This is a genomic window from uncultured Shewanella sp., assembly GCF_947495455.1.
Taxonomy (GTDB): domain Bacteria; phylum Pseudomonadota; class Gammaproteobacteria; order Enterobacterales; family Shewanellaceae; genus Shewanella.
The window spans coordinates 37172-46054 of sequence record NZ_CANLZC010000038.1 but is presented as its reverse complement, the minus strand read 5'-3'; the positions used below and the strand labels follow the sequence as shown (position 1 = coordinate 46054).

Here is an 8883-nt window from a genome sequence, read left to right as displayed (position 1 = left end):
GTTCGACAGGCAACGAAATAAAACTCGGAAAACCTTGCTATAGCTGTATCTCAAGCAGCTATTTGATCAACAAGGCTCATGTCCACCAAAACTGCCACTGAATCCGCTTAAAGCATTCAAATTTCCTTACCATGTACCAATAGAATAATTCATACCTCCGCCATAACCAGCATAACCAGCATAACCGCCAGCTGAAAGTGTATAGAAGACTCCAATTTCAAATGATGTTGACAATGCTAATGTTACCGCTGAAGATATTCCACCTCCAAGTGCACCACCGATTAATGCGGCATCAAATTTAACATTTGAGTTATTTATTAGTGATGAGGTAATTGAATTAATTTCAGTTGCTAATTTATCCAGAGCATAATTGTACAAATCTGATGATTTATTTTGAAGAAAAGATAGTGCACTTTTGCCTGCAGTTAGGATCCTGCTTTTTAAAGTTTGGTAATGCATCTGATCATTAAAGATCCTCGCAAAGGCCGCGCTCTTTTTACTAAGCGAATTCGTCCCAGTTGGCCTTCTTTGTTTATAAAGCGTTCCGCCACTGCTCTTTGTTATATAATAGGGGAAGCCGTACCGCCGAGCACGGCTGACGCGGCCGTGCGACCAAAATCAAAGCTAACACCTTGCTCACCCATGCCATCAAGAGTCTTCAGCTCGTTTATCAATCGTTGCATACTGATATAAAGGGTGGTGCAAAAGCTTGGCTCACACCTGCAGCGAGAAAGGCGCTGCCAAAATTACCGCCTCGAGCTGCTGCCATGACACCAGCTGCAAAGCCATGAGTGATGGTTTTTGCTGCTCGAGCTCCCACCGTAAGAATAGGCTTACCGTTTTCTAATACGTATTTTCCGCCCTCTCTTACATAGCAATTAGCGCAGTTTTGAATAGAAAAAGCTTCACCTATACCATAAAATACTGCCGACATCGCTCCTGTGATAGCACCTGATGTCAAGGCTGCTCGCATACTCCCAGTGCGATAGTAGGTTAAGTTGGCTGACGCTAATGCAGTAAACCCGATACTACAAGGGCCACAAAATGCTGTGGTGACAACACCAACGGCGGCAACAGTTATCGAGGTTAGCGTTTGGCTGTTGGCGATGAGTTCATGGGATTTATGAGAAAGATACGCGCCTTCAACACCTGCGAGCCCAAAGCCTGCGATTTTGGTTAACGCCTTAAAAAAGTACCCACTGGGATCCGTATACGTCAGCGGATTATTCAATACATACGAATAGCGATTGTAATTTTGCAGGTTCTTTGGGGCTTGACTCTGGTTTAACAAGAAGGGATAGGCTTGCAGGAAACGGCCCAAAGTTAGAATAAGGCTCGGATCGTAAATACGGCCGCCCATTGATTTAACCTCATTCATCCAACAAGAAGTGTGGAAAAACTATTATTAAGCCACATTAAGGCCTCTAATCAGTCCAAGCACCAAAGTGGTGCTTTTGACCAAGTATTAGCAGAGGCATTTCGACGGCTTTTCGATGAGAAAAGGTAATTTTTTGAAGCTTAGCAGGTAAATATCAACTGAGTGCTAAAGCCGCGTTTCACACTTTCCCTATTATGTAAAATAGACGGTTTTTTTGAGGAAAATTGTTTTTTTTCAATTGAAATAAACAATTCTTCCTCTTTATTACTCAATATAAATATATTTCTATGTTAACGATTACAACAAATGATTATTAAAGTATTTTACCTATAAAAAACAATTGAGGTTAAAAATGACTTTTTACAACACAAAAAAGATTTTTAAATAGTCAAATAGAATAAATAACGACCCAATTCAGTAATTACTAATAAATAATTTACTTATAAATCATATGAATATTAATTTCAAATAAAAATTCTATTATACCTATGTATAATATTAAATAATATATAGATTATTAAAATTCACGGCCTTAAAAATGGATAAATGGATTTTTAAATGGAAAAGTTATCAATATCATCAAACCTTAAAAATAAAGATCGTATTTTAAAATCAAAATGGGAGTTAGATATAAATAGTGAAAAATCATCTTTGAAGTCAAAGTGGGAACTTAATGACTATGAAGATGTGTTTATTTCAGGATCAGAGTGGAAACATTATTTAACTGAAGGTTATGTTGTTTTAAACAAAACAGTAGATGAAAAAACCATAAACGAAATAAACAATGAGCTCTATGAGATCATGATGTATGGTAAGAACTCAGAATCATTGATTATGCAACTTGATAGTAAAACTGGTAACTATAATGGAGCTGGTAAACAATCAATAGGTTGGAAGGGGCCAACTTTAGAATATAGAAAAATAGAAAATTTAGAAAACAATAATAAGTTTAAAAACTTCTTTAAATCACGTCTTTTTAATGAAGTTAGAACTAAAGCTGGTATTACTTCCCCTTTTGAAACTATGCGTTCAATGATGATGAACAAATCACCCCATGGTGGAACAGCTCTTCCTGCCCATCAAGATCGATGGAATGAACCTAACTATAAACCTACATTAAGTATTTATATAGCAATAGATCCCGCCCCTATTGATAGCGGCTGTATGGTAATGTACCCTAAATCTCATAATAATGGATTAATTAATAAAGAATGCCATAGAGGGATACTTAATGAAAAACAATTGAAATATATTAGAAGTGAATACTCTTCTAAATCAATCCCATTAAAAAAAGGAAATATAGTAATATTTAACAGCCTATGTGTCCATGAATCAAACTTAAATAATACTTCTAATTCTAGAAAATCAATAAGCTGTTTAATGTGAAACAATAACTAAAATGACAACAATAGACTATTTTATTTTAATTGCTTTTATTTCTGCACTTGGTAATGTTGTAAACTCATTACTAGTTGCAGGGGCAACAAAAAAAAACATATATAACTCACAAACATGTGTTGTGTATAGCATATTACCAATATTTATAATTTCTATATTTATTGTTTTAATTAACAGTATAAAAATAGAGATAAATGTATTTCTTTTGCTATGCGTTAAAAATGTTATATATGGTTTAGGTTTCTACCTTAGGTTTAAGGCTGTTGAAAAACTTGGTGCATTTAATGGCGCATTAATGGCTGCTTCACAACCAGTTATGATAAGTATATTTTCGTTAGTATTCTTATCAGAGTTATTAAATACTGTTCAATGGGTTGCTATTCTATCAGTATCAATTGCAATCTTAATTCCTGTTAGAAAGAACTCATACAGCATAAAAGATATAGCTTCATATGTCGCGCTTCCGACTTTACTGTTTTCATCTACAGTAATTTTTGATAGGTATTTATTGACTACTTATTTAAGCCCTACTGACTTTTTTGTATGGGATAAAATTTCGGTTTTCCCAGCAGTTTTAGTTTCTCTATTTATTGCGGGGAAATTAAAAAACATCAGCCTTAAACCAACAGGAAAAGTTTTTACTGTTAAAGTAATTTTACTAATGACCCTTTTAGGGTTGTCATGGGGTATTGCCTCTTATACTTATGCAATAGCTCTTGCTGGAGAAAAAGCCGCTATTGTTACAATGATAAGAAACTTAGCTTTCCCATTAACAGCTTTAGCAGGTGCATACATTTTTAAGGAAAAAATAGATAGAATACAATATATAAGTTTAACAATTATAGTTGTAGCTATTGTATGTGGAACTATATTTGGATAATCAATAAGATTAAAGCCTTATATTGTGATAGCGCCTTTATAGCTCACTAATAAAATATATTAATTGGCATTTCTAATCTAATTTTTCTTATGTTTCTCTACCAGTGATAAGGCTCCTTATCACTGGTAGAATACTCATTGCTTATCTGCATTCGCTTTATACCAACGCCGAAAATAGGCATTTATTTCTGAACGATGGATTTAGGCTAACAAGGGCTAATTGAAAGCTTAATGAATAATGAATTTGTGTTTGTTTAACACTCATTTTTTGAGGTTTGCATCGATAAGTCTCGAACGTGTCAACTTAACTATACCTCTTCAGACATCACAATTGACTGTGAATACCAAAAAGGACGCTTTGATGCGTCCTTTTTTGTTTGAGTTGAATGTGTGAGTGTCGTTTGGGCTATTTTTCTATGCCATTGCCTTTAAATTCGAGAATATCGCCGGGTTGGCAGTTTAAGTATTGGCAAATATTGGCTAAGGTTTCGAATCGTACCCCTTTGACTTTGCCGCGTTTGAGTAAAGACAAGTTGGCCTCGGTGATCCCAATGGCTTTGGCCAACTCTTTAGAGCTGACTTTTCTAATTGCCATCATGACGTCTAAATTAACAATGATTTCCATGGTGCGTGATAAACCTGATTGGTCGTTAAATAAATGTCTTGTTTTCGGCTTCGATGTCTTTGGCAGCTTTTAATAAATAAGCTATCACGAGTAAAAGCAAAAGCGTGGTGATGCTATCAAAGCTAATTTCTAATTGAAGAGGAAAGTGGCCTGTTAAGTGTAATGGGGTTTGTTGCTCAAGCACAGAATAATAATGGTGGATGATTAATGGTTGAATAAATTTATAGCCGAAACTCACTATTTTTATCCAAATTAACCACAAATAACAATTCATGGTTTGATTACTGAAGAAGTGTCCTTGTTGAAAATAGCCCAGTAATCTTTGCAGCCAGAATGCGCCTAATACCAGAGCCAAAAAGAGGGGCAATTGTATGGCAAATAATAGGCCACGATTGGCATTGTCATGGAACCAGAGCGCATGAAATAGCGGGCTACCGCCGAAGCGCAATGCATCACTGTCAATATAGCGATAGCCTAAAAAAACAACTACCCCCACTGCTGCCAATATGATTAAGACTCGAAATACTCCACTGATTTTCATCAGCTTTTTCATGTTTTTATTGTGTTTATGCACAGTATTGGTTTTCATATTTCAATATGCTCTTGTGATGGTTTAGTCAATATATCATGATTTCCATTACTGTAAAAATATAATTAATTATCGTTTTACAATAATTATTTTCTGTATTAGGATTTGCTGAGTGAATCTTGTTCAATGTGGTTGAGTCAAGTATCACAGGTATACAACAATAGGAGTGAATGTAATGCTAAGAATAAAAAAAGGGTGGTTAAGCTTATGGATGGGGCTCAGTTTGCTCAGTTTATGGCTGACGGGATGTGCACAAGATTATGCAAGAAATAGTGCAATGGATAAGGTGACTGTCGATAAGACAAGTGTGCAGCCAGAAGCGGCACTTATTCCCGTAGAGCATTTTTTTAATGAGCAAGCTGTGAGTGGGCTAAAAGGTTCAAAGAATGGAAAATGGTTGGCTTTTTTTAAAGAGTATCAGGGAAGCAGAAATATTTATTTAATGGCGGCGGGTGAGGGTCAGGAAACGGCTGTTCCAGTGACTCAATCAAACGATCCCATCAAGGCATTTTATTGGTCAACACAAGAAAATACGCTGTTTTTTGTCAAAGATACTGAGGGTAATGAGAATACTCAGCTGTATCAATTAACCTTTGATGAAGACAAGTCGCAACGACAAGCAAGCTTATCCAGCATTAGCATTAAGGCATTAACGGATAATGATCAAGTATCCTACGAGTATATCGGGCAAGTGAAAGATAAACCCGATACCTTAGTGGTGATGGCCAATCAGGATAATGCTGAGCGCTCTGATCTGTATCATTTGAATGTGAATACGACGAACATCAGTCCTGTTTTCATCAATAAGCATGGATTAATTGAGGTAAAAGTGAGCAGTCAGGGGTTACCTCTTGTGGGGGTGGGCAATAATCCAAATAATACGTCAACACTGTATATTCAATCAAAAAATGCTTGGAAGGCATTATTGACCACTCAATTTGGTGAGCAGCTTGAGTTATATGGCCTGGATGAAAAGCAAAGGCTGGCGTATATCGGTGCTAACATTGATGGTCGAGATAAGATGCAGCTTATTCGTGTTGCGCTTAAAACGGGTAAGTTGACCACACTACATCAAGATCCTTTAAATGGGTCGGATGTTTATGATGTGACATTTAATGAAAATGGCGTGCCTGTGGCTGTGTCTTATTATGGAGGGCGTTTGCGCACTTACCCATTAACTGAGCAATTTGCTCATCATTGGGCAAAAATTAATGGGCATTTTAAGGAAGATGTTGAAATAAGCATTCATTCTTTGGATGACACCACCGGCCTTTGGCAATTGAATGTGGGCAGTGATGTGGATATGGGCAGTGAATACCGCTATAACGCCAACACTGAAACTGTGAGTGTGTTATTAGCCACCAAGTCTGCCATCGCCCCGGAGCTGCTTTCTCATCGACAATCTATTACTTATCAAGCTCGTGATGGCGTGACTATTCAAGCTTATTTGACCTTACCCAAAGGGAAAACGCAGAACTTACCTACCATTGTTTTACCCCATGGTGGCCCTTGGGCACGGGATTACTGGCGCTTATCGTCAGGCTATTTTCACCCGGTTGCACAGCTGCTTGCTAATCGAGGCTATGCGGTGCTGCAACCTAACTTTCGTGCGTCCACAGGTTTTGGTAAGCATTTCTTAAATCTGGGCAATAAGAGTTGGGGCACGGGTGGAATGCAAAATGATCTGACCGACGGTGTACAATTTTTAATTGATGAAGGCATAGCGGATAAGCAACGTGTGGGCATTATGGGGGCGTCATATGGTGGTTATGCGGCGTTAGCGGGGATCACTTTTACGCCTGACGTGTATCGTGCGGCGGTGTCTTATGTGGGGCCGTCTAGTTTAATTACCTTACTTGAATCCTTTCCTGAGCGTTTTCGTCCTTATCTGGCTCGTTTTTATAATGCGGTAGGGGATCCACTGATCGCAGCGGATAGAAAAGATATGTTGGCTCGCTCTCCCATTGAGTTTGTGGATAAAATTAAAACGCCCTTATTGTTAGTACAAGGAGCAAACGATCCGCGAGTGACCCAGCAAGAGTCTGACAATATTGCTAAGGTGATGTTTAAGCAGTCATTGCCGGTGGAATATATTTTAGCGAAAGATGAAGGCCATGGTTTTTTAAAGCGCCAAAATAAACTGGCTTATGTGGTGGCCATGGAGCAATTTTTTGCAAAACATTTAGGTGGGCGATCCGATAGCAATGGACCTTCGGTTATCAGTGCGCATTTAGATACTCTGAAAGTGGATGTGAGTCGTTTGTAACTTGTTCTTATCCTGTATTGGTGAGCAAAAAGGACGCTAATATGCGTCCTTTTTGCTTGAATTATTCTTGTTGCTTACTGACAAACAGCGATTACAAAAAAGCTAACAAGGGGGAAATGCATAGGAGTATACCTATCATGATAATAAACCAAGTGGCGGGCCCCTTGTATTTTGCCAGCGCTGGCATTTTATAGACTAGATAGGCTGGAATGAGACAACCGACTAAGCCGAAAATGGGACTAGAAATGGATGTGAATGATAAAATTGGCGCATTGGTGCTGATCACCGCCCAAGCAAACAGAATAATAAATACGGTAATAGCGCGGTTGACTTTTTTCGTATTGATTTGCTCAGCTTGATAATGGCGAAGCAGTAAGTTCATAGCCAGTCCTCGGCAGGCTTCTTGAAAGGCGAGAAACACACCAAAAAATGAGGTGACAACGGCAAAAAGATTGATCACCACACCGGTTATGGTGGCCCAGCTGCCAGGATAGTAGTGAGCAATAATCGCTAAGGCGGAAATATTCTGGCTTTGGGCTTCTCGTGCCTGCTCAGGACTAATGGCTAAGGTAAAAGAGACGGCAAAGAAAAAGACACACACAAAAAGTATAGTAAAGGCAACTTTCATGGCACGAAAGGCTTTAAAGCGTGCCACTTCTATGGATTTTTCATGAGCTCGATAAGAGATCACCATGGGGCTTAATGATTGAATAAATAAGATAGAGGTTAAGGTAAAAGGTAGGGTGATAATGGCTTGTTTTGCCATTTCAGACCAAGTGCCCATTGCGGGAACATTGGCGAGATCCCAGCGTGATATTAATAAGAAGCCCATCACGGCCACTAAGGCCAGTACGGTCACTGCCATAAAGCCAGACAGTTTAAATAAAAACCGCTCTCCTATGGATCCAATAAAAGCTAAAGCGCAGATTAAGGCTAAACCATAAAAAACATTTTCATTAAGGTAGCCTTGAGTCACGCCAAAAGAGTGTAAATAGGAGGCGCTGTCGTTGGTGACTGTCAGGGAATAGACTAGCATCCAAATGACCAACATGATGAAGTAGAGTACGCCTAAAGCGACTCCCCAGTTTTTACCTAAATAGCCGCTGATAACCCCAGGGTAATCGGTACATTCTTTTGATTCTGCTAAGGTGTTAATGAATAACTTTTGAAATAAGTACATGCCTGGATAGCCAATAATGGCGGAGAATAAGAAAACCCATAAGCCAATGACGCCCACTTGCACGGGTAAAAACACAATACCTGCGCCAATTGCCATGCCGATACTCATGACAATCCAGCCAATATCGACACTGTCAAAACGAGTGGCTTGTTTCCATTGGCTTATGGTCATGTTGGCCACTTCATGGGGAGCAGATGCAATAGGCTGGCTATGACCTTCTAGTGTAAGATCTGTGGTATTCATTTTGATAAAATTCCATTTTTACTGTATGTATTGCCAATTTGGCAGTTAAAGCGAATATCACGCTGCATGCATGATAAGTAACGGCTGTTCATGTTGTGCTCATCAAATAGAGAAAGTGTCTGAATCCGTTATTATCTAGATTAAGAATGCATGGCAGTAATATTATTATTTTTTAACTAATATCAAATGGTTATTTACACATATTTTGTTTTTTACTTGTTGTTTATTTGTTTTTATTGTGTGAGTTATTACTCTTTATCGATTACATTCCATAGGGTGTTCCTGTCTTAGTGCTTTAATCAACAAGGCTTGAGGGGAAAATGAA

Annotated in this window: 8 protein-coding genes; 3 read left to right on the top strand and 5 right to left on the bottom strand. The window is 38.3% G+C overall.

Annotated elements, in window-relative coordinates:
• Window positions 1-126 precede the first annotated feature (126 nt).
• The gene (locus Q0791_RS11725; protein WP_299006359.1) at window positions 127-459 is read right to left on the bottom strand and encodes a hypothetical protein; all 333 of its coding nucleotides are present in this window, start codon (window positions 457-459) and stop codon (window positions 127-129) included.
• 211 nt (window positions 460-670) lie between these two features.
• On the bottom strand, window positions 671-1360 hold the full coding sequence (locus Q0791_RS11720; protein WP_299006357.1) for a hypothetical protein: 690 nt from the start codon (window positions 1358-1360) through the stop codon (window positions 671-673).
• A 576-nt stretch (window positions 1361-1936) separates the two neighbouring features.
• Between Q0791_RS11720 and Q0791_RS11715 the strand changes: the two genes are divergently transcribed.
• Both Q0791_RS11715 and Q0791_RS11710 read left to right on the top strand, forming a co-directional pair.
• Window positions 1937-2764 carry a phytanoyl-CoA dioxygenase family protein gene (locus Q0791_RS11715; protein WP_299006355.1) on the top strand — a complete coding sequence of 276 codons (828 nt, stop codon included), beginning with the start codon at window positions 1937-1939 and terminating at the stop codon, window positions 2762-2764.
• 13 nt (window positions 2765-2777) lie between these two features.
• On the top strand, window positions 2778-3656 hold the full coding sequence (locus tag Q0791_RS11710; RefSeq protein ID WP_299006352.1) for an EamA family transporter: 879 nt from the start codon (window positions 2778-2780) through the stop codon (window positions 3654-3656).
• Window positions 3657-4061: 405 nt separating this feature from the next.
• Here the strand turns inward: Q0791_RS11710 and Q0791_RS11705 are convergent, their stop codons facing one another.
• Together Q0791_RS11705 and Q0791_RS11700 are read right to left on the bottom strand one after the other, a co-directional pair.
• Entirely contained in the window at window positions 4062-4280 is a 219-nt protein-coding gene (locus Q0791_RS11705) for a helix-turn-helix transcriptional regulator (RefSeq protein ID WP_299006350.1), read from the bottom strand.
• 25 nt (window positions 4281-4305) lie between these two features.
• Window positions 4306-4869, bottom strand: coding sequence for a DUF2975 domain-containing protein (locus tag Q0791_RS11700; RefSeq protein WP_299006349.1), 564 nt, complete (start codon window positions 4867-4869; stop codon window positions 4306-4308).
• Between the two features lie 175 nt (window positions 4870-5044).
• Between Q0791_RS11700 and Q0791_RS11695 the strand changes: the two genes are divergently transcribed.
• Entirely contained in the window at window positions 5045-7135 is a 2091-nt protein-coding gene (locus tag Q0791_RS11695; RefSeq protein WP_299006347.1) for a S9 family peptidase, read from the top strand.
• A 91-nt stretch (window positions 7136-7226) separates the two neighbouring features.
• Here the strand turns inward: Q0791_RS11695 and Q0791_RS11690 are convergent, their stop codons facing one another.
• Window positions 7227-8486: a hypothetical protein gene (locus tag Q0791_RS11690; RefSeq protein ID WP_299006367.1), complete on the bottom strand. Its 1260-nt coding sequence runs from the start codon at window positions 8484-8486 to the stop codon at window positions 7227-7229.
• Window positions 8487-8883: the final 397 nt, after the last annotated feature.

Excerpts from the sequence above, each read along its gene's own strand:
- Q0791_RS11725 (WP_299006359.1), bottom strand. The coding sequence starts at position 459 with ATGCATTACCAAACTTTAAAAAGCAGGATCCTAACTGCAGGCAAAAGT.
- Q0791_RS11720 (WP_299006357.1), bottom strand. The coding sequence starts at position 1,360 with ATGGGCGGCCGTATTTACGATCCGAGCCTTATTCTAACTTTGGGCCGT.
- Q0791_RS11715 (WP_299006355.1), top strand. The coding sequence starts at position 1,937 with ATGGAAAAGTTATCAATATCATCAAACCTTAAAAATAAAGATCGTATT.
- Q0791_RS11710 (WP_299006352.1), top strand. The coding sequence starts at position 2,778 with ATGACAACAATAGACTATTTTATTTTAATTGCTTTTATTTCTGCACTT.
- Q0791_RS11705 (WP_299006350.1), bottom strand. The coding sequence starts at position 4,280 with ATGGAAATCATTGTTAATTTAGACGTCATGATGGCAATTAGAAAAGTC.
- Q0791_RS11700 (WP_299006349.1), bottom strand. The coding sequence starts at position 4,869 with ATGAAAACCAATACTGTGCATAAACACAATAAAAACATGAAAAAGCTG.
- Q0791_RS11695 (WP_299006347.1), top strand. The coding sequence starts at position 5,045 with ATGCTAAGAATAAAAAAAGGGTGGTTAAGCTTATGGATGGGGCTCAGT.
- Q0791_RS11690 (WP_299006367.1), bottom strand. The coding sequence starts at position 8,486 with ATGACCATAAGCCAATGGAAACAAGCCACTCGTTTTGACAGTGTCGAT.